Annotated in this window: 17 protein-coding genes; 14 read left to right on the forward strand and 3 right to left on the reverse strand. The window is 59.0% G+C overall.

The features are described 5' to 3' along the window. The first annotated feature begins 10 nt into the window (after positions 1-10). The 5 genes from HMPREF2779_RS08435 to nrdF all read left to right on the forward strand — a co-directional run bounded on the left by HMPREF2779_RS08435 (position 11) and on the right by nrdF (position 6,002). Complete coding sequence (locus HMPREF2779_RS08435) at positions 11-1,120, forward strand: App1 family protein (protein WP_070686665.1); 1,110 nt, start codon at positions 11-13, stop codon at positions 1,118-1,120. A 775-nt stretch (positions 1,121-1,895) separates the two neighbouring features. Further along, the gene (nrdH, locus tag HMPREF2779_RS08440) at positions 1,896-2,120 is read left to right on the forward strand and encodes a glutaredoxin-like protein NrdH (RefSeq protein ID WP_005505794.1); all 225 of its coding nucleotides are present in this window, start codon (positions 1,896-1,898) and stop codon (positions 2,118-2,120) included. Between the two features lie 74 nt (positions 2,121-2,194). Further along, complete coding sequence (gene nrdI / locus HMPREF2779_RS08445; protein ID WP_070686469.1) at positions 2,195-2,725, forward strand: class Ib ribonucleoside-diphosphate reductase assembly flavoprotein NrdI; 531 nt, start codon at positions 2,195-2,197, stop codon at positions 2,723-2,725. Beyond that, positions 2,698-4,878 (forward strand): class 1b ribonucleoside-diphosphate reductase subunit alpha, encoded by a 2,181-nt coding sequence (gene nrdE / locus HMPREF2779_RS08450; protein WP_105361299.1) that lies wholly within the window; start codon positions 2,698-2,700, stop codon positions 4,876-4,878. The genes nrdI and nrdE overlap by 28 nt, the downstream gene beginning before the upstream one ends. A gap of 146 nt (positions 4,879-5,024) precedes the next feature. Continuing rightward, positions 5,025-6,002, forward strand: a complete 978-nt coding sequence (gene nrdF, locus HMPREF2779_RS08455) for a class 1b ribonucleoside-diphosphate reductase subunit beta (protein WP_049352870.1) — start codon at positions 5,025-5,027, stop codon at positions 6,000-6,002. Positions 6,003-6,258: 256 nt separating this feature from the next. On the opposite strand, the gene HMPREF2779_RS08460 is transcribed toward nrdF, so the two are convergent. Together HMPREF2779_RS08460 and HMPREF2779_RS08465 are read right to left on the reverse strand one after the other, a co-directional pair. Beyond that, positions 6,259-6,645 (reverse strand): hypothetical protein, encoded by a 387-nt coding sequence (locus HMPREF2779_RS08460; RefSeq protein WP_105361300.1) that lies wholly within the window; start codon positions 6,643-6,645, stop codon positions 6,259-6,261. 13 nt (positions 6,646-6,658) lie between these two features. Continuing rightward, a complete protein-coding gene (locus HMPREF2779_RS08465; RefSeq protein ID WP_070686463.1) occupies positions 6,659-7,216 on the reverse strand; it encodes an ImmA/IrrE family metallo-endopeptidase in 558 nt (185 codons plus the stop codon). A 1,484-nt stretch (positions 7,217-8,700) separates the two neighbouring features. Here HMPREF2779_RS08465 and HMPREF2779_RS08470 point away from each other — a divergent pair. The 5 genes from HMPREF2779_RS08470 to HMPREF2779_RS08490 all read left to right on the forward strand — a co-directional run bounded on the left by HMPREF2779_RS08470 (position 8,701) and on the right by HMPREF2779_RS08490 (position 17,980). Beyond that, positions 8,701-9,744 carry a zinc-dependent alcohol dehydrogenase family protein gene (locus HMPREF2779_RS08470; protein WP_105361301.1) on the forward strand — a complete coding sequence of 348 codons (1,044 nt, stop codon included), beginning with the start codon at positions 8,701-8,703 and terminating at the stop codon, positions 9,742-9,744. 221 nt (positions 9,745-9,965) lie between these two features. Continuing rightward, on the forward strand, positions 9,966-11,678 hold the full coding sequence (locus tag HMPREF2779_RS08475; protein WP_005508799.1) for a formate--tetrahydrofolate ligase: 1,713 nt from the start codon (positions 9,966-9,968) through the stop codon (positions 11,676-11,678). 1,333 nt (positions 11,679-13,011) lie between these two features. Then, positions 13,012-13,785, forward strand: a complete 774-nt coding sequence (locus HMPREF2779_RS08480; RefSeq protein WP_233992333.1) for an MBL fold metallo-hydrolase — start codon at positions 13,012-13,014, stop codon at positions 13,783-13,785. Positions 13,786-13,911: 126 nt separating this feature from the next. After that, complete coding sequence (uvrA, locus tag HMPREF2779_RS08485; protein WP_105361303.1) at positions 13,912-16,800, forward strand: excinuclease ABC subunit UvrA; 2,889 nt, start codon at positions 13,912-13,914, stop codon at positions 16,798-16,800. A 28-nt stretch (positions 16,801-16,828) separates the two neighbouring features. Then, complete coding sequence (locus HMPREF2779_RS08490; RefSeq protein WP_105361304.1) at positions 16,829-17,980, forward strand: GNAT family N-acetyltransferase; 1,152 nt, start codon at positions 16,829-16,831, stop codon at positions 17,978-17,980. Positions 17,981-18,188: 208 nt separating this feature from the next. Here HMPREF2779_RS08490 and HMPREF2779_RS08495 read toward each other — a convergent pair whose 3' ends face one another. Next, positions 18,189-19,688, reverse strand: a complete 1,500-nt coding sequence (locus HMPREF2779_RS08495; RefSeq protein WP_105361318.1) for a glycoside hydrolase family 1 protein — start codon at positions 19,686-19,688, stop codon at positions 18,189-18,191. A 142-nt stretch (positions 19,689-19,830) separates the two neighbouring features. On the opposite strand from HMPREF2779_RS08495, the gene HMPREF2779_RS08500 reads away from it, so the two are divergent. The 4 genes from HMPREF2779_RS08500 to HMPREF2779_RS08515 all read left to right on the forward strand — a co-directional run bounded on the left by HMPREF2779_RS08500 (position 19,831) and on the right by HMPREF2779_RS08515 (position 25,591). After that, positions 19,831-20,529 carry a lipoate--protein ligase family protein gene (locus HMPREF2779_RS08500; RefSeq protein WP_070686452.1) on the forward strand — a complete coding sequence of 233 codons (699 nt, stop codon included), beginning with the start codon at positions 19,831-19,833 and terminating at the stop codon, positions 20,527-20,529. 118 nt (positions 20,530-20,647) lie between these two features. Further along, positions 20,648-21,538, forward strand: a complete 891-nt coding sequence (locus tag HMPREF2779_RS08505) for a fumarylacetoacetate hydrolase family protein (protein ID WP_070686450.1) — start codon at positions 20,648-20,650, stop codon at positions 21,536-21,538. Between the two features lie 916 nt (positions 21,539-22,454). Next, entirely contained in the window at positions 22,455-25,019 is a 2,565-nt protein-coding gene (locus tag HMPREF2779_RS08510; protein WP_105361305.1) for a Rib/alpha-like domain-containing protein, read from the forward strand. A gap of 116 nt (positions 25,020-25,135) precedes the next feature. Further along, positions 25,136-25,591 carry an ArsR/SmtB family transcription factor gene (locus HMPREF2779_RS08515; RefSeq protein ID WP_105361306.1) on the forward strand — a complete coding sequence of 152 codons (456 nt, stop codon included), beginning with the start codon at positions 25,136-25,138 and terminating at the stop codon, positions 25,589-25,591. The last annotated feature ends 11 nt before the right edge of the window (positions 25,592-25,602 follow it).

A 25,602-nucleotide genomic window follows, 5' to 3' on the forward strand; every position in this document is an offset into this window, starting at 1 on the left:
CACTAGTGGGATGGAGAATTTGGGCACTCACGAACTGCGCAACCTTGTGAACGATGCTGCCGATGAGGCAGTCAACATCGGCTACCGTGTTGCAGACCGGCTACACAGGTGGCGTGAAAAGCGCGCCATCGCCGCCGGTCGCGAGCCTATCCTCGTGCCCACCGAAGGCTACGGCCGCGCCGCCTCCGAAGGAAACCCCGGCTGGGTCCGCATCATCGCCCGCGCACTCTACAAGACGGTCAACCTCGAACGCCTGCTACAGGTCGTAGAAGGCACCCAAGACACCGCCAACCCCATGCGCGGCTGGCGCTCCTTCACCGCAACCGCAATGTCCGATGCGCCCGTCACCATCGTCATCGACGGCACCAAGTATGAGGCGTACACCGACCGCGGCGGCGTGCTCGACGTCAAACTCAGCATCGACCTGGACCCCGGCATGCACGAAGTCATCATGTACGTGCCCGGCTCCCGCGCCGTAGCAACCAGCGTCTACATCGTTCCCGAAAGCCAGAAGCTCGGCGTCATCATGGACGTCGACGACACCGTCATGGTCACCATGCTGCCGCGCCCCCTCGTTGCCGCCTGGAACTCCTTCATTCTCGACGAGCACGCACGCATCCCCACCCCCGGCATGGCGGTCATGACCGACCGTATCCGCCGTAGCCACCCGGATGCGCCGTTCATGTACCTGTCCACCGGCGCCTGGAACATCACCCCGACCCTGCGCCGCTTCCTCAGCCGCAACGGCTACCCGCGCGGCACGTTCCTGCTCACCGACTGGGGCCCCACCCCCGACCGCTGGTTCCGCTCCGGAACCAACCACAAGGTCGAGTCCCTACGCTGCCTCGCCGAGGAATTTCCGCAGATGAAGTGGATCCTCGTCGGTGACGACGGGCAGCGCGACCCGTACATCTACAACGGCTTCGCGGTACGCTACCCGGACAACGTGGCGGCAATCGTCATCCGCAACCTGACCGTGGGGGAGACCATGCTCGCCTCCGGCCGCGTGTGGAGCGACTACCGCGCCGAACAGATGATGCGCTCGCCGCTGTGGATTGAAGCCACCGACGGCGTAACGCTCAGCAAGAAGCTGCGCGAGCTGGGCCTAATCGATTTCTAGACGGTTACTGCTCGCCGGTTGCTAAAACCAGCGCTGATACCCAGTAAACCCACCGCAAATACCGTGAAATACCGGTATATGCGGTGGGTTTTGCCATTCCAGAAGCATTAACCAACTTAAACCCACGACACACCGGCTGCTGAAAAAGAGTTAAAAATCTTTTCTACAGCCTTAATCACATAGCTTAAACCCGCCCGAAGGGGGTTAACCCCCGCCTTTAAGAAAGTCCATTCTGCTTTAAAACCGCGCCGTTCCGCGCAAGAATGGGCGAGAGTTAAGATCTCTTTAAAATCAAGCCCGAATCTGCCGGGTTTTATGCCCCCAAACGCATACATGAGGTTAACTGAACCTCAACTTGGCGGGCGAATGAACCCTTAAAAATCCTGTCCAACTTAAACCCCACCTGTGGATAACCCAGCGCACCCCGCGAAAATACGGCGAACTAGCCCCGCGGCAGGGTGTGGATAAGCTGTAGACACCCCCTCTTAAGTGGGTTCAACTGTGGGTTTATCGAATGAAACACGACCCTCGCACCACATCATCTTGTGGTGCAGAAAAATCTCGACACTAGATGTAGTATTAATACTCGGTTCCACCACTACGGCACTTTTAGGTGCCCTGCCCCCAGTGCAGGAAACCGCCACGCCCCACTAAGAGGGGGCAGCGGACGGCACAGCGCCCGCCGTAAACAACACGTGGCGAACCACCGACGAAACACGCCCGATTCATTCACGAGATAGCCCCGCCCGAGCGGGAGAAAGTAAGAGGCACTCCCATGGTAGTGACCGTGTACACCAAGCCCCAGTGCGTCCAGTGCAACATGACCTACCGCGCCCTCGACGCGAAGGGTATCAGCTACACCAAGGTTGATATCACCGAAGACGCTCAGGCCCTCGAAATGGTCAAGTCCCTCGGCTACATGCAGGCACCCGTCGTCATCGCAGGCGACGAGCACTGGTCCGGCTTCCAGCCCGACAAGATCAACGCTCTGGCAGCGTAACAACCCTGCCGAAACCCGTACAAACGGAAAATCGGCACGGAACTACACCGGCACACGAGAATAAGGAGTACAGATTGAGTACCGCCCTCACGCCCAACCCCGTCGACGAGCACGCAGAAATCCGGAAGATCCTTCTGGACGCACGCAACGCCTCCGAGGGTCGAGCGACCGAGGTTGAACTGGATGACACAGAGCCACTCATCGTCTACTTCTCCTCAATCTCCGGTAACACCCACAAGTTCGTGGAGAAGATTCGTGCCCGCCGCCTCCGCCTGCCGCTGCGCACCGGCGAAGACACCCTCATTCTTGATGAGCCGTTCGTGCTCATCGTCCCCACCTACGGCAAGCCTGAAGGCGCCGGTAACGTTCCCCCGCAGGTGGTTAAATTCCTGAACGTGGAGCAAAATCGCCACCACATGCTCGGTGTGATTGGCTCCGGCAACACCAACTTTGGTCCGCTCTTCGGTATCGCGGCAGACATTGTCGCCAAGAAGTGCGATGTGCCCGTGCTCTTCAAGTTTGAGCTCATGGGCACCGATTCAGATGTAGAAAAAGTCAACGAAGGATTGGAAGCATTTTGGACGCAAAACTGCCCTCAGCACTAGAAACTCTCGGTGCGAGCCACAACGGCAAGAGCGTGCCCGAGAAGTTCAAGGGTATGAGCTACCACGAGCTGAACGCACTGCTGAACCTCTACGATGAGAACGGCCAGATTCAGTTCGATGCCGACCGTCAGGCTGCACGTCAGTACTTCCTGCAGCACGTCAACAACAACACCGTCTTCTTCCACGACCTGGAAGAGAAGATTGAGTACCTGATCGAGAACCAGTACTACGAGCCGGAACTCTTCGACAAGTACAACTTCCAGTTCATTAAGAACCTGTTCAAGCGCGCCTACGCCGTGAAGTTCCGCTTCCCGACCTTCCTGGGTGCCTTCAAGTTCTACACCTCCTACGCGCTCAAGACCTTCGACGGTCAGCGCTACCTGGAGCGTTTTGAAGACCGCGTCTGCATGGTCGCACTGCTGCTGGCAGAAGGCAACGAGAAGCTCGCCGAAGACATCGTCGATGAGATCATCTCCGGCCGTTTCCAGCCGGCAACCCCGACCTTCCTCAACGCAGGTAAGAAGCAGCGCGGCGAGCTCGTCTCCTGCTTCCTGCTGCGCATGGAAGACAACATGGAGTCCATCGGCCGCTCCATCAACTCTGCACTGCAGCTCTCCAAGCGCGGCGGCGGCGTGGCATTCGCCCTGACCAACCTGCGCGAGTCCGGTGCGCCCATTAAGAAGATTGAGAACCAGTCCTCGGGCGTTATCCCCGTCATGAAGCTGCTGGAAGACGCCTTCTCCTACGCAAACCAGCTCGGCGCACGTCAGGGTGCCGGTGCCGTGTACCTGCATGCACACCACCCCGACATCTACGCCTTCCTGGACACCAAGCGTGAGAACGCTGACGAGAAGATCCGCATCAAGACCCTCTCCCTGGGCGTTGTCATCCCCGACATCACCTTCGAGCTGGCGAAGAAGAACGAGGACATGTACCTCTTCTCCCCGTACGATGTGGAACGCATCTACGGCGTTCCCTTCTCCGACATCAACGTCTCCGAGAAGTACTACGAAATGGTCGACGATGCACGCATCACCAAGAGCAAGATCAACGCGCGTGAGTTCTTCCAGACCATCGCAGAGATCCAGTTCGAGTCCGGCTACCCGTACGTGATGTTCGAAGACACCGTCAACCGCGCGAACCCCATCGCCGGTAAGGTCATCATGTCCAACCTGTGCTCCGAGATTCTGCAGGTTTCTGAGCCGTCCACCTACCACGCTGACCTCGGCTACGAGACCGTCGGTAAGGACATCTCCTGCAACCTCGGTTCGCTGAACATTGCACTGACCATGGACGGCGACGACTTCGGCAAGACCGTGGAAACCGCGATTCGTTCGCTGACCTCCGTCTCCGACCAGTCCGACATCCGCTCCGTACCCTCCATCGAGCGCGGCAACAACATGAGCCACGCCGTGGGTCTGGGCCAGATGAACCTGCACGGCTACCTGGCACGCGAGCACGTCTACTACGGTTCCGAAGAAGCACTGGACTTCACCAACATGTACTTCTACACCGTCGCCTACCACGCAATCCGCGCCTCCATGCAGATTGCTAAGGAACGCGGCCAGCGTTTCGAGGGCTTCGAGAACTCGAAGTACGCATCCGGTGAGTTCTTCGCAAAGTACATTGAGAAGGAATGGGCACCGCAGACCGAGCGTACCCGCGAACTGTTCGCTAAGCACCACATCCCCACCCGTGAAGAGTGGATTCAGCTGGCTGCTGACGTGGCACAGTACGGCATGTACAACCAGAACCTGCAGGCTGTTCCGCCGACCGGCTCCATCTCCTACATCAACGGCTCGACCTCTTCGATTCACCCGATCGCTTCGAAGATTGAGATCCGCAAGGAAGGCAAGCTCGGCCGCGTCTACTACCCGGCACCGTACATGACCAACGAGAACCTGGAGTACTACCAGGACTCCTACGAAATTGGTTACGAGAAGATCATCGACACCTACGCTGTGGCAACCCAGCACGTGGACCAGGGCCTGTCGCTGACCCTCTTCTTCCGCGATACCGCAACCACCCGCGATATCAACCGCGCCCAGATTTACGCATGGCGTAAGGGCATCAAGACCATCTACTACATCCGTCTGCGTCAGATGGCTCTTGAGGGTACCGAGGTTGAAGGCTGCGTATCCTGCATGCTCTAGCCCGAATGCTGTGACGCATTCAGCCTGAGCTGGCACACTATAACTAAAGACTGGAAGGGGCGGTTACGGTGAACACGCTCCCGCCTGCGCGACTGGCTGGGCGCGCGTGGGACCATAACCGCCCCTTAAGAATCGGAGAATTACTAATGAGTGAAAAGGTGAAGCTCGTCGACCACGTGGTCGAGGCTATCAACTGGAACCGTATTGAGGACGAGAAGGACCTTGAGGTTTGGGATCGTCTAACCGGTAACTTCTGGCTACCGGAGAAGGTGCCGCTGAGCAACGACGTGCCCTCCTGGAAGACCCTGACCGAGGAAGAGAAGCAGCTGACCATGCGCGTCTTCACCGGTCTGACCCTGCTGGACACCATCCAGGGTACTGTCGGTGCTGTGTCCCTGCTGCCGGACGCTGTGACCGCGCACGAAGAGGCCGTGTACACCAACATTGCGTTCATGGAGTCCGTGCACGCAAAGTCGTACTCCTCGATCTTCTCGACTCTCGCCTCCACCAAGGAGATTGACGAGGCGTTCCGCTGGGCTTCTGAGAATGAGCACCTGCAGAAGAAGGCGAAGATTGTTCTGTCCTACTACACCGGTGACGACCCGCTGAAGAAGAAGGTTGCCTCCACTCTGCTGGAGTCCTTCCTGTTCTACTCGGGCTTCTACCTGCCCATGTACTGGTCTTCGCACGCGAAGCTGACTAACACCGCTGACCTGATTCGTCTGATTATTCGTGACGAGGCAGTGCACGGCTACTACATTGGCTACAAGTTCCAGCGCGGCCTGGCAAAGGAGTCCGCGGAGCGTCAGGCAGAGCTGAAGGAGTACACCTTCAACCTGCTGTACGAACTGTACGAGAACGAGGTGGCGTACACCCACTCCCTGTATGACGGTGTGGGTTGGAGTGAGGACGTTAAGAAGTTCCTGCACTACAACGCTAACAAGGCTCTGATGAACCTGGGCTACGAGCCGATGTTCCCGGCGTCCGTGACTAACGTGTCCCCGGCGATCCTGTCGGCGCTGTCCCCGAACGCTGATGAGAACCACGACTTCTTCTCCGGTTCCGGCTCTTCCTACGTGATTGGTAAGGCCGTGAACACCGAGGACGAGGACTGGGACTTCTAACGGATTACACTCAGGGCCATTCTAGGCCGCAGAACTTAACTATGGTCGAGAACTAGCCTTGTCACTCGTACCAGATATACAAAAAGAAGCGCCCCACATATCTCCTACACAAAGGAGACAGGTGGGGCGCTTTTCGCTATCTTATCGCTGTGTGTAGGCTGGGTCGCAGTACTCAAACCAGTACCAGAGGTTATCTACATCTAAATAATGTCTAAGCCCCGGCAACCAATGGTGGTTGTCGGGGCTTCTGCTTGTTTTACGCTTCGTTACTGTCTTGTGGGTCTTGCTTACCCTTTGGTGCTGTAGGGAATAGCGACCGTGCTAGGACGCCAAGCAAGAGGAAAGATTGGACCGCGATAGCTGCATTAAAAGAAACCAGTACGGATGCTTCAAGATGCGTACCCCCGATGGCTGCACCAGCGTTAACTACAATGATGGACACAACCGAAATAACGACAATTCCAATGATGAAGTAAAACAGTATCTTCTGATGCCACAGATTTTGTTCTATTCCATCATTAGTCAGTTTCAGCTTTCGTTGGGCCTGCTTATCTGGTAACACATCGGCTGTGCTACCTTGCGAAATGGGCTGTCTCGCTACACTATCGTGATATTGTAAGAATCCTGATTTAGCGGCTACCATATGCTTATCTTCCTTACTCTGGGTCTACGCTGAGTCGGTGGAGTCTCATGTCCATAGCAGCAGGGGAGACACCAAAGAAGCGTGCCATCTCAACGGTGCTTTTTCCTTGTTCTTTTAGCTCTTTCACTTTAAACGCTGGCATTAATAGGGCGCCAGCGAATTCATCGGCGTAGAATTCGTGAACAGTGTAGTTCCGAACGCCGCTAGTGGAACGCCAGTCAACGAAGGAATACTCAAAGTCTCTTGCCACGGTTGTGCGCTCGGCTAGGTGACCGAGCTCGTGTGCCCAAGTGAAACGGCGCCGTGTTGGGTGGTCGTAGGAGTTTATGAGAATTTCTGCGGGCATGCCAGGATTCTTGACAATCATGCCTGACATGTCATCCATTTGGTTATCAAGACGCATGCGTGCGTACATGAGATTAGAGACAACGCCGAGATCAACGGGGAATGTGAGAGCATCCCCGAAGCTTGCTAGTATTTTGTCTGCTTCTTGTCGCGCGGCCTGATAGACAAGAGGTTCTTCCTGTCTCGGGGCGGGGTGCGCAACTGGTTCAGGTGCTGTACCAGTCATTGATTTCACTCCTTTCTTGTACGTGGCGTGCATGTTTTGTCCCTGTTGCACACCGCAACAGAGGAGTTTTGAGTGCACAAAGTGCACCAGGTCTCATGATTACTTTTTTCTAGATTACCTTAAAGGTGATGGGTTAGGTTAGTTTTTATGTCAGAGGTTATTCTGGCTATCCTTGATCCCTAATCGCTAGCTTTGCAAACCAGTGGGCGAAGGCAAGAGGTCGCCTAATACGTGTATCACATCAGGAATCTGTTAGCGGGACCGACCATAAAAGGATACTTAGTCACAGACCAGCTATCCGACGCCGAAGTATATGAAAGCGCCCTGAACTTTCTGCAAGGAAGAAACAATGGCCTAAATACTGTAATAGGAAAAGGATTTCCTATGCCAAAACTTCGGGTTTCTTTAGAAGATGGGAAAATCAAAGCTCCCGCGTACACAATCTCTAGCTGATTCCAAACGAAGCTTGGCTCGCCCGCATTACCACCACACCAGCCTGAACCTGTAGCGGGCTCAACCTACTGCACCCCTCCTTGAAAGAATCATCTGTCATTATCATTAGACCCTGTCGCAACGGGGGGGCGAACAGGATACTGTTGGCCACCCCAGCGGCGGAAAAGTACACGCCCAACATTGCCCCAAAAGACACGGGGCATGCGCACAGAACCACCCAAAAACAAAGCCAGCATACGCATCATCCTACTGCCTCACCATTCCTGGCAATGCTACGAGAACACTGCAAACAACAAAGACAGTTGCGTCTAGTGACAGGATCTAAAAGGGTTGAGGCTTTGATGCCTATGGCAGAAATGGGGGTAGCCTTTACCGTCGACCGCGATGACTTCGTTATGCTCAATGTAGACTTGCAATGTTGGAACAAATTCACCGTCTCGCAAAGTTATAGAAGAGGTGCAGGGGCATGGTGCTAGGCCTACCGCGGAACTGTGTTTCTTGCTATGGGTGTTAGTCTGTAGATGGCGGTAGATATTATGTGATGGTCTTCCACATCCATTCTGGTGCGGTATTAGCATGTGCTTGATGAGATGGAGCAAGACGCCGTCGAAAAAGTTGCCGGTGCTTTGTTTGGGTAACTATGGTCAAAAATATTTTAAAATCAGGTGAAAGCCTTTGCTGGGCAGGGTTTTAGAGGGGGGTGAGGATTGGGACTTCTGAGCCCCCTTTCTTGCCTTTAGTTATGAGGCTGAGATAAACCGAGCGGAACCCCCGCGTGTCCACTGTGGATGCGCGGGGGTTCCGCCGTTTAACCGGGCTATTTAGCGTGCCGGGATGCCCAGGCTTCCCCGGTGTAATCTGGCGTGAAATCGGCAGAGAAGCAGGGGAGTGGGAGCGGTTTTGCCGGTTCTGGCTGTTCCGATGGCCGGAATTTTTACCTTCACCCCGTAGCATAAAAAATTATTGATATATCGGGGTGTGGGGCGTACTCTGATACGACTAACCATCAACGCAGATTTGAAAGGAACATCATGCGTTCAGTTGTTATGGAAGCCCCCGGCAAGGTCGTCGTCAACGAAGTTGAGAAGCCGACCCTCCTCGAACCTACCGACGCCATCATCAAGCTCGCAGCATCCTGCATCTGCGGCTCCGACCTGTGGCCCTACCGCGGCGCACAGCCCGTCGACCACAGCGCAATGGGCCACGAATACATCGGCGAAGTCGTCGAGGTCGGCTCCGAGGTCACCACCGTAGCCCCCGGCGACTTCGTCGTAGGCTCCTTCTGCATTTCCTGCGGCGAATGCGAAACCTGCACCGCAGGCTACCCCTCCCGCTGCCTCAAGGCCATCGCAGCAGGCGACGCCTTCATTGGCGCACGCTCCAACGGCACCCAGGCAGAATACGCCCGCGTACCCTTCGCAGATGGCACCCTCGTCAAGACCCCCGCCGCACCCACCGCAGAGCAGATCCCGCACCTGATGGCGGCATCCGACGTGCTCGGCACCGGCTGGTACGCAGCAGACGCAGCGCAGGCAGGCCCCGGCAAAACCATCGTCGTTGTTGGCGACGGCGCAGTCGGCCTGAGCGCAGTCATCGGCGCCAAGCAGCTCGGCGCGGAGAAGATCATCATCATGTCCCGCAATCCCGAACGTCAGGCGCTCGCTAAGGCATTCGGTGCAACCCACATCGTGGAAGAGCGCGGCGAAGAGGGCATCGCCAAGGTCATGGAGCTCACCGACGGCGTGGGCGCACACGGCGTTGCGGAGGCTGTCGGCACCCAGCAGTCTTTCGACCAGGCTCTCGGCTGCGTACGCCACGGCGGCTACATCGGCTTCGTGGGCGTGCCGCACGACAGCTCCATCGGCACCGATAAGCTCTTCGGCAAGCAGGTTCACCTGGAGGGTGGCCCCGCCCCCGTGCGCAAGTACCTGCCGACCCTCATCGACCTGATTTACAAGGGCGAAATTGAGCCCGGCCGTGTCTTCGACCTGGTTCTGCCCATCGACGAGGCGGCTAAGGGTTACGAGGCAATGGACCAGCGTACCGCCACCAAGGTTCTGCTGACCATGCCGTAATAGCCGGTCGTATCGCCGGTTCCTGTACCGGTAGCCCGGCGTGTATGCGCTACTAATCCCCGCACCGACCCTGCCGCTCCACGTGAGCGGAGGTCACCGGTTGCGGGGATTAGTGCATTAAAAATTGAGTTTATTTGCCACCTTTCGGCGAGGTGAGGGACAAATGAGTGAGCCAAGGCATAGAATAAAAGAGCATGATTCGTACAACTCGAAGGATGACAATGACGAAGAAGCCTTTCCCTTCCGACCTCGAAATCGCACTTGCCGCCGATCTTTGGCCTATTAACAAGATCGCAGCAGACAACGGCATCAGCGAAGATCGCCTTGAACCCTACGGCAAGTATGTCGCTAAGGTCCTCCTCGACGAAACCACCAACGCAGAGACCGCCCGCAAGCGCGGCTCCAAGTACATCGTGGTTACCGCAGTCACCCCCACCCCGCTCGGTGAAGGTAAGACCGCAACCTCCGTCTCCCTCGCACAGGGCTTCGCCCAGACCGGCCGCAAGGCAATCCTGGCTCTGCGCCAGCCCGCAATGGGCCCGACCTTCGGCATCAAGGGCGGCGCAGCAGGCGGCGGCTACTCCCAGATCGTTCCCATGGAGAAGCTGAACCTGCACCTGACCGGCGACTTCCACGCCGTCACCGCAGCGCACAACCTGCTTGCCGCCATGATTGACAACCACCTGCACCACGGCAACGAGCTGCGCATCGACCCGCGTGCAATCGAGTGGCGCCGCGTTATCGACATGAACGACCGCTCCCTGCGCAACATCGTCGTGGGCCTGGGCGAACGGATGGACGGCGTGGTCCGCGAGACCGGTTTCGACATCACCAGCGCCTCCGAAATCATGGTGATTCTCTCGCTGGCAACCTCCTTCAAGGACCTGCGTGAGCGCCTGGCAAAGATCGTCATCGGCCTGAACTACGACGGCGAGCCCGTCACCGCAGCCGACCTGAAGGCTGACGGCGCAATGTCCGTCATCCTGGCAGACGCAATCAACCCGAACCTGCTGCAGACCCTGGAGCACACCCCCGCACTGATTCACGCGGGCCCCTTCGGCAACATCGCAACCGGTAACTCCTCCGTGGTCGCCGACTACGTTGGCCTGGAGTACTCCGACTACGTGATTACCGAGGCTGGCTTCGGCGCCGACATGGGTGCGGAGCGTTTCTTCAACGTCAAGTGCCGCGTCTCCGGCCTGAAGCCGGACGCCGCAGTGCTCGTCGTGACCGTGCGCTCCCTGAAGTCCCACTCCGGCCTGTACAAGATCGTTCCGGGTAAGCCCCTGCCCGAAGGCATGCTGCAGGAAAGCCCCTCCGACGTGGAGAAGGGCGCAGAGAACCTGAAGAAGCACATCGAGATTGTGCGCAACTTCGGTGTTCAGCCGGTCGTGGCAATCAACGCGTTCCCGACCGACTTCGAGTCCGAGCACGAGACTATCCGCCGTATCGCTGAGGAGGCTGGCGCTCGCGTCGCTATCCACCGCGGTGTGGCTGAGGGTGGTAAGGGCACCACCGACCTGGCAGACGTGGTTGCTGAGGCATGTGACGACGTTTCGGATCTGAAGTACACCTACGATCTTGAGGACTCCATCGAGACCAAGATCGAGAAGGTTGCGACCAAGGTCTACGGCGCGGACGGCATTTCGATTGCTCCCGCCGCTGCTAAGCAGCTGAAGCGTTTCGCTGAGCTGGGCTACTCGCACCTGCCCGTGGTTATCGCGAAGACCCACCTGTCCATCTCTTCGGATGCCACTTTGAAGGGCGCACCGACCGGCTGGACCCTGCCCGTGCGCGAGGTTCGCCTGGCTGCAGGTGCTGGCTACGTCTACGCTATCTGCGGCACCATGCGCACCATGCCGGGCCTGAGCAAGAGCCCCGCAGCTGAGCGCATCGGATTCGACGAGAACGGCGTGATGGTCGGCCTGTCCTAAGGCAGCTGTTCCAGCTGATTTATAGCTAGTGGAGGCGGCGCTCCTTCCCCACAGTGAGGGAGGGGCGCCGCCTTTGCTGTGCTCTATGGTGCTTTTGTGGAGTGCTCTGCCCCAGATATATGGAAGCATGAGGGGCGAATACGAGGTGTGCAACGCTTGAGGGCTGGGGAGCGGAGCTCTTGAAAACAGAGTGAAACTAGGCTGCAACCGGGCTGAAACTAGGCTACAACCGGGCTGCAACCGGGGGAGTGAAGGATCCTGAAACTCCTAGTGGAGGAGTCTCTCAACCTTTCATTGAGGCTTCTAGTGCGCCTGTTTTGAGGGTGGGATTGGTACGTGCTGGTTAATAATTGGGCTCTATTTATGCTTGAAAGTGAGGTTTTATTAAACAATCTGTAGAGGTTGATTTTTTAGTGACACACTGTCTTACATTTTGTGAAAATATGGTATTGACTAGGTGCTTTGTTTTTTGAAAGATGTTTTTTTGGGTGGCTCTAGGACCCCTTTTGGATGAGGTATTGTTATTGTTTTGTTATAAAAGCCCTATCTTCAAAGGTTCCCAAAGGGGGTGAAACAGACCAATTGATTTTTCCCCCAAGTGTATATTTGTGCACTTTTTGAACAGTGGGCGGTGCATTTTTTCCTGCTTATGAAGTTGCAAGTACTTGAAAGTACTTTCACCTTAACCCTCTACTTCTGCGGAATACCGGGCTAAAACCGGGTATTGAACCTTTGGGATTGCCGAGCGTGAAGCTTGAGTTAAAGGTGCACCGAAGTGCCAAAAGGGGGAAATTCTAAAATTATTTTGAGTGAAATAAATCACATATAAATTCGAAAAAAATGAAATTGGTATGTATGGATACCCTAAAAAAACACCTGTTTTTATTACGGAATGATTACAATGAGGCGCAGGTCACCAAATCTGGCTCTCCGTACCAAATTGGGTGGTAAAACAGTCCCCAAAAAGTTCGCTACTATTGAGTCATCAAGTAATCGTGAGATTTCCAAAGTCCTCGGGTTGCTTGTGTTTGAGTGAGTGATAGATACCCCTGGGTGTCATGAGAAGCGACTGTGTATCGATGCGCAGTCGCTTCTCTGTTTAACTTTTGAATCTCACTGAACCCTCAACCGGGCGGGGTCCAGTCGGAACCTAATCCGCGCTGAACCCAATCCGTACCGAGCGTGCTCCAGAATCTGTTCCCTGTGCATCCCATACATGCATCCAGCACATGCAACCCGTACATGTATCCCGCACGTTCAACGCCGAATGCGCTGATAGGGGAGCGAACCGCATAGGCGCATGCTGTGTGGTCACAACCCCTACACTGGAACTATGACTACTTACCCCGAACCCACCCTCATCTTTGAGAACCCCGAACTGACTGTCCGTGCGTTCAGTGTCTCCGAGATGGACAACAGTGTCTACCTCATCACCATGCGCGCCACCGGCGAGCAGGTACTCATCGACCCCGCAGACGACGCAGAAGAACTCTACGCTTTCACTCTCGATGCGCTCCTGAAGGACTGCCCGCAGCTCGAACTAGCAGACGGCGAAGAACGCCGCGTGCGCGTCATGGAGAAGGAAGAGGACTTCAACTCCATCAGGCCCCGTGCGATCGGTCTGACCGGCATCCTCGTTACTCACGGCCACTGGGACCACATCCGCGCTATTAAGGAGCTCGACCACCTCACCGGTGCCGTGACCTCCGCGGGTGCAGCTGATGCAGCCGCTATTAAGGAGCAGGAAGACTACACCATCGAAGAGGAGCTGGCCGGCGGCGAAAGCTTCGACTTCTACCTCTCTGACACCGTCATCTGCGCCCTGCACGTGCCCGGCCACACCCCCGGATCCATCGTCTACACCCTCGAAACCACCTGGGAAGACGGTACCCCCGCAACCCTGCTGTTCACCGGCGACACTCTCTTCCCCGGCGGCGTGGGCAAGACCGACTCCCCGCAGCAGTTCGGTGAGCTCTTCTCCAACGTACTCGAAAAGCTCTTCGGCGGCTTTGAAGATGACGCCATCGTGCTGCCTGGCCACGGTCGCTCCACCACCCTCGGCGACGAGCGCCCCGACCTTGAAGAGTGGGGAACCCGCGGCTGGTAAACCGCGCCTGCCAGTCCGCCTCATATAAGTACTGCACCCTCATGCCTTCACCCGCCGCATAATCCCGCTGGTGAAAGGCGTGAGGGTGTAGAATTTAAGTTCGAAGATAAGACGAAAGGATTTTCGATGACACCCCGCCCGGCACACGGTAGCACCGCACTCAAAGCGAACGACCTGACCAGTATCCGGGTTCAGGGTGCCCGCGAAAACAACCTCAAGAACGTAGACCTCACCATTCCGCGTGATGCGATGGTCGTCTTCACCGGCCTCTCCGGCTCCGGTAAATCCTCCCTCGCCTTCGACACCATCTTCGCGGAAGGTCAGCGCCGCTACGTCGAGTCGCTGTCCTCCTACGCGCGCATGTTCCTCGGACAGGTTGACAAGCCCGACGTAGACTTCATCGAGGGCCTCTCCCCGGCGGTGTCTATCGACCAGAAGTCCACCTCCAAAAACCCGCGCTCAACTGTCGGTACCATCACCGAAATCTACGACTACATGCGTCTGCTCTGGGCACGCATCGGCCACCCGCACTGCCCCGAATGCGGCGAAGAAATCACCCAGCAGACCCCGCAGCAGATCGTGGACATTCTGCAGGGGTATCCCGAACGCACCCGCCTGCAGATCCTCGCGCCCGTCGTCAGCGCACGTAAGGGCGAGTTCGTAGACCTCTTCAAGGACCTGCTGACCCAGGGCTACTCGCGTGCCCGCGTGGACGGCGAAACCGTGCAGCTCTCCGACCCGCCCAAGCTCGCCAAGCAGTACAAGCACACCATCGAGGTGGTCGTCGACCGCATCGTCATTAAGGACGGTATTCACCAGCGACTCACCGACTCCATCGAAACCGCGCTCAAGCTCGCCGACGGCCGCGTACTCATCGACGTCGTGGACCGCGAGCAGGACGACCCCGAACGCACCCGCTCCTTCAGCGAAAACCTCGCCTGCCCCAACAACCACCCGCTGCAGATCGACACCATCGAGCCGCGCGCCTTCTCCTTCAACTCGCCGTTCGGCGCATGTAGCGCCTGCGACGGCATCGGCTCGCGCCTTGAAGTAGATACCGAACTGCTCGTACCCAACCCCGACCTGACCCTCGGTGAGGGCGCTATCGCCCCCTGGTCGCAGGGCAAAGCAACCACCGAATACTGGCTGCGCCTGCTCGCGGGCCTGGGGGAGGAGCTCGGCTTCGACCTGAACACCCCCTTCAAGGACCTGCCCGCCAAGACCCGCGCCGCCATTCTGGACGGCAAGGACTACAAGGTTGAGGTGTCCTACCGCAACCGATTCGGCCGCGAACGCCGCTACACCTCCGGATTCGAGGGCGTGAAGGCGTACATTAAGCGCAAGCATGAAGAAACCGAATCGGACTTCGCCCGCGACCGCTACGAACAGTACATGCGCCAGGTCGCCTGCCCCTCCTGCGGTGGTGCGCGCCTGAACCCGACCATCCTCGGCGTGAAGGTCGGCGGCAAGTCCATCGCAGACATTACTGACCTGTCCCTGGCTGACGCACTTAGCTTTGTGCGCGGCCTGCATCTCAGCGCCCGCGAAGCCAAGATTGGCGAGCAGGTCCTCAAGGAAATTGACGCGCGCCTGCAATTCCTGCTGGACGTGGGTCTGGACTACCTGACCCTCTCACGCTCCGCCGGTACGCTCTCCGGCGGTGAGGCGCAGCGCATCCGCCTCGCAACCCAGATCGGTTCGGGTCTGGTCGGCGTGCTCTACGTGCTCGACGAGCCCTCCATCGGTCTGCACCAGCGCGATAACCGCCGCCTCATCGAAACCCTCACCAAGCTGCGCGATATGGGCAACACACTTATTGTGGTTGAACACGACGAAGACACCATGCGCGAAGCTGACTGGATCGTGGACGTAGGACCCGGCGCCGGCGAGCACGGCGGCGAAATCGTGCACTCCGGCAGTTTTGAGGAGTTGCTGAAGAATACCAAGTCCATTACCGGCGACTACATGGCTGGCCGCCGCACTATTGAGGTGCCCGCATCCCGCCGCCCCGTGGACAAGAAGCGTCAGCTGACCGTGCACGGTGCCCGCGAAAACAACCTCAAGAACGTGACCGCATCCTTCCCTCTGGGTGTGTTCACCGCGGTGACCGGCGTGTCCGGCTCGGGTAAATCCACCCTCGTCAACGACATTCTGTACACCTCCCTGGCGAACAAGCTCAATGGCGCCAAGCAGGTACCCGGCCGCCACAAGAGCATCGACGGCCTGGAACATCTGGACAAGGTCATTCACGTGGACCAGTCGCCCATCGGTCGTACCCCGCGCTCGAACCCTGCCACCTACACCGGCGTGTTCGACCACATCCGCAAGCTGTTCGCAGAGACCAGCGAGGCGAAAATGCGCGGCTACACCCCGGGTCGATTCTCCTTCAACGTCAAGGGCGGCCGCTGCGAGGACTGCTCCGGCGACGGCACCCTGAAGATTGAAATGAACTTCCTGCCGGACGTGTACGTGCCCTGCGAAACCTGCCACGGCAAGCGCTACAACCGCGAAACCCTCGAAGTGCACTACAAGGGCAAGACCATTGCCGACGTACTCGAAATGCCCGTGGAGGAGGCAGCAGAGTTCTTCGCCGCATTCACCCCGATTGCGCGCCATCTGAACACCCTCGTGGATGTGGGCTTGGGCTACATTCGCCTGGGCCAGCCCGCAACCACCCTCTCCGGTGGTGAAGCGCAGCGCGTGAAGCTCGCAACCGAACTGCAGAAGCGCTCCAACGGTCGCTCCATCTACGTGCTGGACGAGCCGACCACCGGCCTGCACTTTGAAGACATCCGCAAGCTGCTCGCCGTGCTGCAATCGCTGGTTGACAAGGGAAATAGCGTCATCACCATCGAGCACAACCTGGACGTAGTCAAGTGCGCCGACTGGATTATCGACATGGGCCCCGAAGGCGGTAGCGGCGGCGGCACCGTCATCGCAGAGGGCACCCCGGAACAGGTGGCTCAGGTGAAGGGCTCGCACACCGGCGCGTTCCTTGCTGAGATCCTGAACTAGTCAAGAACTTGATCTAGAGGAAACCTACGTGACTGAAACTCAAGGAACCGAACCCACTCGGGGAGCCCAGGCAACCCGTGGCGCCGTGAACCGGGGTGCTGCGAACCGTGGCGCTGTGACCACCGCGGACCGTGCGCGGCACATCCTGCACACCCAGCTTGAGGCGGACTTCTGCCAGGCGCCCGGCTCGATTAGCCGCGCCTTCGAAGAGCTACGCGACTACCCGGAAGCCGAAAGCCTGCCGCTGCTCGCTACCGTGCAGCCTCCCTCCGAGAAGATGGGTGCCGCACGCCGCCGCAACGACGATATCTGGGAGTTGCGCGTCGCCAACTACGCGAGCGTCGGCATTCTCTGCGCCAAGCATCCGCGTGTGCTGGACAAGGCCATCGACTACATGCTCGGCGACCAGTCGAACTGGTTGGGCGACTACGCGCAGCTGCGCCAGCTCAACGAACTGCTCACCCCCTACACCCAGCAGGTTAGCGGTACGAGCATCTACTACACGCCCGGCCGCGCCCTGCTGAACTCGGTCATACCCGAGGGCGTGCAGGCACAGGAGGTCAAGTGCGCCGTGCCCGGTGTGGGTATGATGCGCCGCGTTGACCCCGCCGAGCTGAAGGCGGCGCTGCTCGCCGAAATCACCGGCGAGCGCACCATCCGCAGGGAGGCGAATGCCTCCGCGGGTGCGCTTGAGGTTGACCCGCAGGACGCGCAGGCACGCGTAACCCACCTGCGCGTGGAGCTGCTGGACGCTGAGCAGTTTGAGCGCTTCCGCGGGGATAAACGCTACTCGAACGCGCTGGGCTTTAGCGTGACCCGCCCGGATGTGCTGGTGCTCGCCGCATACCAGGTGGATGAGAACGCATCTAAGGCACCTGATGCACCCGCGGCGGGGGAGAGCGCCGCGCTCGCAGACCCTATCGCTATGGTTGGCCTGAGTGACGATTCGCCGATTATGCGCCAGATTGGTATTGATGTGCTGCCCGCCTGGCGTGGCGCAGGCATCGCCAGCGTGCTGGTGCGTGATGCGGCACGCCTGACCCTGGCGGAAGGGTACCTGCCGTTCTACGGTACGAGCCCGTCGCACATGCTGTCGCAGAGGGTTGCGATGAATGCCGGGTTGGTGCCGACCTGGTGGGAGTACGTATCCACCAGCCTGAACGACCTACCCATGGACTAGATTTGCCTACAGACTAGAGCCGCCCGCGCTAGGTATAACAGGCACTAGACAAACAGCATATGCGCGAAAGCCCCCGAGATTAGAATCTCGGGGGCTTTTTGCTGCTGAGTTTCGCGTGTTAGCCGAGCGGGGTTCAGCGTGCAGGGATTTTCGCGGGGTTTAGCGTCTAGACTCGCCGTATAAGGAACAACTTCTAGAGCCTTACCAGTTACAGCTCCGCGCCGTTGCTGGCAATCACCTCGCGATACCAGTGGAAGGACTTCTTACGGTAACGCGCCAGGGTGCCGGTGCCGTCGTCGTTGCGGTCCACGTAGATGAACCCGTAGCGCTTGGACATCTGCGCGGTGGAGGCGCTAATCATGTCGATGCAACCCCAGGTGGTGTAGCCAAGCACGTTCACGCCGTCCTCAATCGCCTCGCGTACCGCGTGCAGGTGCTGGCGCAGGTAGTCGATGCGGTAGTCATCCTCCACGGTGAGCTCACCGTTCACCTCGACCAGTTCGTCGCGGGCGCCCAGGCCGTTCTCCACGATGAACAGCGGCTTCTGCCAACGGTCCCAATACTGGTTGAGGACCACGCGCAGGCCGGTCGGGTCAATCTGCCAGCCCCATTCGCTGGAGGGCAGGGTCGGGTTCGCCACGCCGCCGAGGATGTTGCCTTCGCCGCGCTCGCCTCGTGCCGGGTCGCCGGTCGCGCAGGTGGACATGTAGTAGCTGAACGACACGAAATCCACGGTGTTCTTCAGATCCTCGCGGTCCTGTTCGGTGATGTTCAGCTCCACACCCTTCTCACGCAGAGCACGCAGGAAGTAGCCGGGGTACGCGCCGCGCACGTGCACGTCACCGAACGCGAAGTTCGCCTGTTCCGTCTGCATGGCGGCGAGTACGTCGGCGGGGTCGGGGGTGAGCGGGTAGGTGGGCATGGCAAGAATCATGCAACCAACCTGGGCGCCCGGTGCCAGTTCGCGTGCCGCAGCGGTAGCCCGTGCGGAGGCGACCAGCTCGTGGTGCATCGCCTGATACAGGTCGGCGTCGCTGAGCTGATCCGCCGGGGTGTTAATGCCGCCGGACATGAACGGCAGGTGCAGCATCGAGTTGATTTCGTTGAAGGTCAGCCAGTACTTCACGCGCTTGCCGTAGCGGGCGAACACGGTGCGGGCGTAGCGTTCGTAGAAGCCGATGAGCTCGCGGCTGGTCCAGCCGTTGTACTGCTCGACCAGGTGCAGCGGGGTTTCGTAGTGGCTGAGGGTGATGAGCGGTTCCATGCCGTGCTTTTCGAGCTCGTCGAGCACGCGGTCGTAGAAGGCGAGGCCCGCCTCGTTCGGGGTTTCTTCGTCGCCGCGGGGGAAGATACGCGACCAGGCGATGGAGAAGCGGAATACCTTGAAGCCCATTTCCGCGAGCAGGGCGATGTCTTCGCGGTAGCGGTGGTAGAAGTCGATGCCCTCCAGCTTGAGGTTGTCCTCGGTGGGTTCTGCGGTGCGCGGGTACAGGCCGCCGGCGGGCAACACATCCTGCAGGCTGGGGCCCTTGCCGTCTTCGTTCCATGCGCCTTCGAACTGGTTGGCGGCGGTGGCGCCTCCGAAGAGGAACCCGGCGGGGAATGCGCCGAGCGGCTGCGGCTCAGTCAGCGCCGCGCTGGTGTGCTGTTCAGTGCTGACGCGCGGTAGCGCGGTGGTTTGGGCGGTGATGTGCTGGTCCTGATGCACGGCATCCTCCAAGGTGTTTTGGGTCTTTCTTCTACCCTAGCGGAGGGGGTAGGGGATTGCTAGGTTTTAGCTACTCGGGTGGGCGTTTCCGTATTGTGGGGAGGCGTAGGAGCTGTGGCGGGCGTAACCGTAGAATAGGAGCGTGCAGATTATTCGAGAGACCGGCCCCGAATCCGGCGATATCCTCATCCACCACGATCAGACGGTGCAGATGCTCCGCGAGGTGGCAAGCGGGCAGCGTGAAGCCACCCTACGCATGTATCAGCCGAACCCGACGGTCGCGTTCGGCCGCCGTGACGAACTGAACCCCGGCTTCGCGGCTGCCTCCGCGGCGTGTGCCGAGCACGGTTTTGAGGTGCTGGTGCGCAAGGTCGGCGGGCATGCCGCCGCCTACCATCAGGGGTGCCTGGTTGTGGACCATTTTCAGCCCGCCTCCGACGCCCGCAGCGGCAACACTCTACGCTACGAACTGTTCGGATCCATGTACGCGCAGGCGCTACGCGAAGTCGGCGTGGATGCGCGCATGGGCGAAATTCCGGGGGAGTACTGCCCCGGTGAGTATTCGGTGCACGCGCAGCTTCCCGCCTCCGCAGGTGGCGGCCGCATTAAACTGGTCGGCACCGCCCAGCGTGTGGTGACCGGCGGCTGGTGGTTCAGCACCGGCATCGTGGTCTCTGATTCTGCACCCCTGCGGGCTGTCACAGCGGATGTGTACCGTGCCCTCGGCATGGAACTGGACCCCGCCACGGTTGGCGCGGCGCAGGATGCGAACCCCGAGCTGCTCATGGAAGACCTGGAAGACGCCATCGTTGAGGTGTACGCCCAAAACGGTTTTCGCTGAAGTGGCTCACTGAACGATTCGCTGGAGCGATTCGCAGGGCGGATTTCGCTCATTTTTATCCCTGACTTTTACCCCTAACCCACCCTGAACTACCCCCACCTGAAGCGAAGGAGCATCCATGCGTTGGGCGCAGATTAAAGACTCGAAGGGCAGCCGCGCGGTCTGCTTTTTCGAAGAGACCGTGTACGAGCTTCCGGCGAAGCTCAGCCCGCTACTGAATTTCTACAGCCGGTTCCGCCTGAACTTTGGCGACCCAAAGAACTCCGTGGCAATCCTGAAGGAGAACGGCGCGACCGTCATGGGTCACGGCGAGGAACTGTGGAACTCCCTGCCCTTTATTCGCCCGCTGGATAAGCCCGGCAAGATTGTGTGCGCCGGTCTGAACTACCGCGACCACGCCGCGGAAATGAACCTTGAGGTACCCGAGCACCCGGCGCTATTCGCGAAGTTCCCGAACGCGCTGATTGGTCCCGGTGAACAGATCCGTATGCCCGCCGATGACGGCACCGGCAGCACGAAAATCGACTGGGAGGTTGAGCTCTGCCTGGTCGTGGGCGCTCGCCTGCGTAACGCCACGGAGGAGCAGACACTTGAGGCTCTGATGGGGTACACGGTCATGAATGATGTGTCGGTGCGTGACTGGCAGGGCCGTTCCTCGGAGTGGTTCCAGGGCAAGAACTGGGATGCGATGACCCCGTTCGGTCCGGTGATTGTGAGCCCCGATGAGGTTGACCCGGTTGCCGGCCTGGAACTGGTCTGCGAGGTGGATGGCGTGGTGCGTCAGCGCGGCACGACGGCGGATATGGTGTTCACCCCGGCGCAGCTGCTGTCCTATATTTCGCGGTTCATGACTCTGGAGCCGGGCGACCTGGTGGCGACGGGTACCCCCGCCGGGGTTGGCCTGTCGCTGTATCCGCGTCAGTGGTTGAAGCCGGGTCAGACGGTGCGCACCCGCATTGAGGGCATTGGTGAGCTGGTGAATGTCTGCTCGGAGGCGGGCGCACTGTAGCTATCTGGTAGCCCAGCAGATGGCTGGCATGCAGCTGGGTAGCCCAGCGGGTGGGTGGAGGTCGCCTCGTGCGAATGAACCCACGTGAACCCACGCTGGGAGCTGCCGATACCAGCTACGGGGTGTACCCGCGGCAGCTATAAGTGAATATATATGCACTCCGCATGTGTTTTTGAGGCACATGCGGAGTACTTTTTTGCGTCGATAAATCCCCCCGGTGGGCGGCTTGGATTCGTTGTTGGGAGCTGCATTCGGCACCGAGGTGGGGGAGTGGCGCGTTTGCATGGTTACACGCTGTCAAACACACAGAAACTTTAAACTTTTACGTAAATTTTAGGATTTTGAGTGGGTTTTGAGGGGTCGCCAGGTGAAGTGAGGGGTGCCCTTGCGGGGTGGTGATTGCCTGAAAAATGCTCCTTGAGGGGTGGCTGGGTGCTCATTCCGGTGCATGAGATGCTATCTGCTCTCAGTGCAGAATCCCAGATTGTGGTCACCTGTGAGAAATTCAACAGGGGGTTTTGGTGCGTCTTTCAGGGAACTTCAAGGTTTAAAGTTTAGTTTCCCGTACGCATTTTTCGTTTTCTTCACATCACCCTCGCTTGACTAGGAGTAAAGCCTGAGCACCTGGGTGCAAATTCTATGTTTTCAACCGCCAATAAATGCACAAAGGTGTAAGGAAGTATGAGTCTAAACCTGAACCTTTAGCAAAAAAATCGGTGCCCAAAATCACAAACTCGTTTTGCGTTCACCCCAAAGACTATGTAGGGTATGGGGATTATCTGAGAGTTTCCTGAGAATTCCTGCCAGAAGATCAGGACCCACCCGGGCACACCCTCAGATGAATATTTCACTCACGTCCGTGTTTGTTCATGCAAACGCACTCACTCAAACAAGCCGACACGAACGGAAGAAAAACATGACCGCAACTGCATTCAAAAACCCGGCACAGCGCCCGGCAAACCGCCGCCGTGCCACCATCGCTGCCTCCGCAGCATTGGCAACCGTCATCACCGGTGCGAACCTCCCCGCGACTTTCGGTGCAACCGCCTCCACTCGCAACGTAGCCGGTACCACCTGCGTCGACGCAGGCTACCGCACCGTGCCGACCCTCGCGAACATCACCAACGTCGCACCCGGCCCGACCTGCCACTGGACCCCCGACCAGCAGGCGAAGACCATCGCGACCCTCGCACCGGTCAACTCCTCCCTCACCAAGGCGCAGCTGACCACCACCGAGAACACCTCGCCCCTGAGCGGCAAGCTCGCCCGCGATTCATTCGCCGCCAAGAAGCTCACCGGTACCGAAGCCGTCGCCGCTAACAGCAGCGAAATCAGCCGCACCTTCCTCGAATACACCGGCGATGCGGGCAACCACCCCGTCACCACCGCCATCAACGCGGGCACCGTGAAGAAGGACCGCGCCCAGACCGTCGGCGGCCACGAGAACATCCCGACCCTCGCCGTGAACTCCGCCAACCCGCACCAGGAATACGTCGAGGTCGTCTCCCGTGACAACCGCGTCAACGCCAACGCAGAGAACAAGCGTATCCTCACCGGCGGCGTCCCGATCCCGAAGTGGCTTGCCGAGGATCACGGCCTCTCCGGCGACCAGTCCGTCGCCCTCTACGATGAGGCGACCGGCATCTGGCGCTCCTACTTCAAGTTCGTCAAGGATGCGGACGCACAGACCTACACCAGCACCGCCCGCGTGCAGGTGGGTGGCGGCAACGTATCCACCCCCAAGAGCGCAAAGATTCAGTACGACAACGTCGGCCGCGGCAACGCAGGCCAGACCGTCACCATCAACGCACCCGTGAGCATCGACGCGAAATACGGCAACGCCCGCACCTCCTACCCGATTGCTCGCGGCGCGAAGTTCCGCCTGGCAAAGAACGTACCCGGCGCGTCCATCGACGCGAACACCGGCATCATTACCTACAAGATTCCCGCAGGCACCCGCGGTACCGTGGACATCCCCGTTGCGGTTGACTACCCGGCGACCTACCACGTGTCCTCCGGCGGCTACATGCTCGCTAAGCCGAACTTCGGCGGCGTGGGCGAAGACAACTACTGGCTGACCCTCAAGAACGGCACCTCCTCCGTGGTGGGCCTGGCAAACGAGCTCACCCAGATCGGTGTGGACGAGCTCAAGGCAGGCAAGATCAACCACATGGTGTCCATCACCGCGGCTGACTATGCAGCGCTGACCTCCTCCTTCCCGGCGAAGGGCACCGACGGCAAGATCGACGTAAACAAGCACCCGAACGCACCCCGTGCGGGCCAGCGCGGCTTCCTGCCCGCAAACTTTGACGTGGAAGAGCACCTGCGCAACACCGGCCACGCCGATGACCAGCTCTCCCGCATGATTCTGACCGCCATGAAGGAATACGGCTTCATCATCGCTGACCGTAATCTCTTCACCAACGCATTCAACCTGGAGGCGGCAAGCTCCTACGCGCCCTACGCCCGCCAAGGTAAGAACGTGTACAAGGAAGACCCGAAGCTCGCGGCAATGTTCGCGAACTTTGTGCCCAGCGGTTTCACTGGCACTCAGTTCCCCTGGCAGCAGGTGCAGTGGATGCCCGTGAACTACACCGAGTCCGCTGAAAACAGTGCAGGCCGCAACACCGCCCGCGCAGATACCAGCGTGAAGTTCAAATATCCCTCAGACTCCTACGGTAAGACCGGTACCGGCTCCGGCGTGATCTACCAGCCCGCCGAACACCACGCTACCGTCTACTCCGGCGAAACCGCAGTCGCGCAAAGCGTACACCAGTCGCACAAGGTCTCCCCGAACTACCGTTACGCCCGCGACTACAACTTCCAGGAAATCGAGCAGACCCCGAACTTTCGTCCCAGCCGCTGGGTCAACAAGGAGAAGGTCAACACTGCTGGCGGCCAGTTCTCCAGCGCGGAGACCGGCATCCGTTTTGCCTCCAACGGCAAGACCGGCACCTACTCGATTGACCTGAACACCCACGACGTCACCGGCACCACCTGGGACCTGCGCCGCGACAACGGTACGAACATCACCGTGAACCGCACCGACAAGGCACCGGCACGCATGTCCGATGTGAAGGCGAAGAAGGGTTCTGCCGCGCAGCTGTACTCGATCCCGCTGAAGGTGCACGTGGTCGACAAGAACAGCCCCATCGCACGTGAGGACTCCGTCTCCCTGTACTCGGGCACCACCCAGAACGTGGCAGTCCTGAACAACGACGAGGCATCCTTCGGCGCATTCAGCCGCGGCGAGACCGTCAAGAAGCTGGAGTTGCTGAACCAGCGCGGCCAGGTCGTCAGCACATACAGCGACGAGTACGGCACCTACCGCGTGGTGACCCTGCCGGACGGCACCCAGGGCATCGCGGTTTCTGCAAAGTCCAAGCAGGGCTTCGCACCGCTGGTCCGTTACCGCGCAGTGACCGACAAGGGCGTAAAGTCCGCTGAGGGTTACCTGCAGGTGGCAGTCGCTAACCGCTAGCCAGACGCACCTGCAGTATTAGCGCACATAGGGGAGAGGGGCACGCTCAAGAAAGCACGCCGCGCAGGCGTAACTTTCTTGACGTGCCCCCTTCCTGTACCTAAGGTGAAAATACTATGACTCAGAGCCAGCACACAGACCAGACCGAAACTAACACCACCCACAACCACGCTGACCATGCCGCCGAGCAGGTAGCGAACCACGTCGCCGAGCACGCCTCGGAACACAGCCACGAGATACCCGCTAACGCGCCCCTCCTCGAAGGCAACAGCCCCAAGGACTGGGAGGAACAGTTCGGCCCGTCCGTCGCAATTTTCTCTGCGCTCGCGAACCCGCTGCGCCTGGCGATTGCGCACCACCTGATGCACCGCCCGCACAGCGTGAGCGAACTGCACACCTGCCTGGGTATTTCGCAGCCGCTCGCATCGCACCACTTGCGCATCCTGCGTGAGGCGCACGTGATTGACCGTGAGCAGCAGGGCCGCACCACTATTTACCGTCTGAAGGACGACCATATTAGCCACATTGTGGTTGACGTGTATGAGCATACGCGTGAACATCATGCGGACTAGTTTGCCCTCAA

Origin of the sequence: Rothia sp. HMSC069C03, from assembly GCF_001811075.1 — a bacterium.
GTDB classification, from domain to species: domain Bacteria; phylum Actinomycetota; class Actinomycetes; order Actinomycetales; family Micrococcaceae; genus Rothia; species Rothia mucilaginosa.

Excerpts from the sequence above, each read along its gene's own strand:
- HMPREF2779_RS08435 (WP_070686665.1), top strand. The coding sequence starts at position 11 with ATGGAGAATTTGGGCACTCACGAACTGCGCAACCTTGTGAACGATGCT.
- nrdH (WP_005505794.1), top strand. The coding sequence starts at position 1,896 with ATGGTAGTGACCGTGTACACCAAGCCCCAGTGCGTCCAGTGCAACATG.
- nrdF (WP_049352870.1), top strand. The coding sequence starts at position 5,025 with ATGAGTGAAAAGGTGAAGCTCGTCGACCACGTGGTCGAGGCTATCAAC.
- HMPREF2779_RS08460 (WP_105361300.1), bottom strand. The coding sequence starts at position 6,645 with ATGGTAGCCGCTAAATCAGGATTCTTACAATATCACGATAGTGTAGCG.
- HMPREF2779_RS08465 (WP_070686463.1), bottom strand. The coding sequence starts at position 7,216 with ATGACTGGTACAGCACCTGAACCAGTTGCGCACCCCGCCCCGAGACAG.
- HMPREF2779_RS08470 (WP_105361301.1), top strand. The coding sequence starts at position 8,701 with ATGCGTTCAGTTGTTATGGAAGCCCCCGGCAAGGTCGTCGTCAACGAA.
- HMPREF2779_RS08475 (WP_005508799.1), top strand. The coding sequence starts at position 9,966 with ATGACGAAGAAGCCTTTCCCTTCCGACCTCGAAATCGCACTTGCCGCC.
- HMPREF2779_RS08480 (WP_233992333.1), top strand. The coding sequence starts at position 13,012 with ATGACTACTTACCCCGAACCCACCCTCATCTTTGAGAACCCCGAACTG.
- uvrA (WP_105361303.1), top strand. The coding sequence starts at position 13,912 with ATGACACCCCGCCCGGCACACGGTAGCACCGCACTCAAAGCGAACGAC.
- HMPREF2779_RS08505 (WP_070686450.1), top strand. The coding sequence starts at position 20,648 with ATGCGTTGGGCGCAGATTAAAGACTCGAAGGGCAGCCGCGCGGTCTGC.
- HMPREF2779_RS08510 (WP_105361305.1), top strand. The coding sequence starts at position 22,455 with ATGACCGCAACTGCATTCAAAAACCCGGCACAGCGCCCGGCAAACCGC.
- HMPREF2779_RS08515 (WP_105361306.1), top strand. The coding sequence starts at position 25,136 with ATGACTCAGAGCCAGCACACAGACCAGACCGAAACTAACACCACCCAC.